The following is a 1,603-nucleotide window of genomic DNA, read 5'->3' on the forward strand; positions in this document are numbered from 1 at the left end:
CGAAGACGACCTGTTGGCGCTGATCAATGCACCCACCAACACGTTGCTGGGGCGGCCTCTGATAGGCGACGGCGCCAGTGGAACAGCGGCAAATCCCAACGGCGGCGCCGGCGGGCTGCTGTTCGGCAACGGTGGGTCTGGATTCACCCAGACGGCCAACGGCGTGGCCGGAGGTAACGGCGGCAGCGCCGGGCTCTTTGGCAACGGGGGCGCCGGGGGTGGCGGTGGAGCCGGCGCCAGCGGCGGTAGCGGCGGTACCGGCGGAATCCTGTACGGAAACGGCGGCGCAGGCGGTTTGGGAGGCGCTGCTCTGGCGGGCGTTAACGGTGGGAACCCCGGCGCCGGCGGCGCTGGCGGCAACGCTTTGCTGTTCGGCAGCGGTGGAGCCGGCGGCCAGGGCGGCACCGGTCTGACCGGCACCACCGCCGTCACCCCGGACAACGGCACGGCCGCCACTGGCAGCGCCGGGTTGGTCGCGACCCAGGTCGGCTTTACCGGTGGTGCCGGCGTCGATGGTGCTGTTGGTCAGGTCGGCGGTACTGGTGGGACAGGCGGGTCCCCAGATTTCCTGTTTACCGGCTCGGTTCCCGGCGCGGACACCAGTGGTGGCACCGGAGGCGTCGGCGGTGTCGGCGGATTCGGTAGCGACGCTGGAGCCGCCGGCAGTGGCGGGATGGGCGGTGCCGGCGGTGTCGGGGGCAATGGCGGGCTGCTGTTCGGTAGCGGCGGGGCCGGCGGACACGGTGGCACCGGCGGCACGGGCGGCGCCGGCGGTATTGCGGCGAACGGTGGTGCCGGCGGTGCCGGGGGTAGCTCCACCTCTAGGGCCAGCTTTATTGCTGTCACTGCTGTCGGCGGAACCGGCGGCACCGGCGGCGTGGGCGGCGTCGGCGGTACCGGCGGATCGGGCGGCGCCGGAGGTGTCGGGGGGGCCGGCGGCCACGGCGGGCTGCTGTTCGGTGCCGGCGGTGCCGCCGGCACCGGGGGCACGGGTGGTCTCGGCGGATCCGGCGGTCTCGGCGGTGACGGCGGATCGGCGGGCAACGGTGGGAATAGCTCAGCGATCGCGACGCAGGTCGGTGAGAAATCGTTCGGCGGCAACGGAGGTCTCGGAGGCAGCGGTGGCGTCGGCGGTACGGGCGGTGCCGGCGGTGCCGGCGGTGCCGCCGGCGCAGCGGGGGAGGGAGGCTTCCTCGGCCAAGCCGGATCCAGCGGCAGCGCGGGCGTGGGCGGCGCCGGCGGTGTTGGCGGCGGCGGCGGCGACGGTGGCGATGGCGGGAAAGGCGGGACCGCGACTGGCGGCAATGACAGCATCAAGACGCCGGGCAGCCCCGGAAGCGGCGGCACGGCCGGGGGCGGGGGAGCCGGTAAACAGGAAATCTGGGGACCCGCCTGTCCCACCAGTACCGCCGACCTGACCAACAGCACCATCGACGCCGGCACCACCGGTAAAGCCGACCTGGGTCGCGACCAACCCGGCGCTGCCAGTGGCGGCCGTGCCGTTGTCCGGGGTGACGGCGGTGGTGCCGGTCAGACCGGTGCCGCCCTGGCCGCCGGCTCCACCGCTGCCGAACAGCGAGGCGATGCCGCTGGCGCCACCGTC

At 74.2% G+C, this 1,603-nt stretch carries 1 protein-coding gene; it reads left to right on the forward strand.

Annotated features, from left to right (window positions below):
• Positions 1-1,603 (forward strand): PGRS repeat-containing protein (locus A9W95_RS27615; protein WP_067409046.1); only part of this gene is annotated, 1,603 nt, incomplete at both ends.

It is taken from the genome of Mycobacterium sp. 1423905.2 (genome assembly GCF_001673155.1).
Lineage (GTDB): Bacteria > Actinomycetota > Actinomycetes > Mycobacteriales > Mycobacteriaceae > Mycobacterium.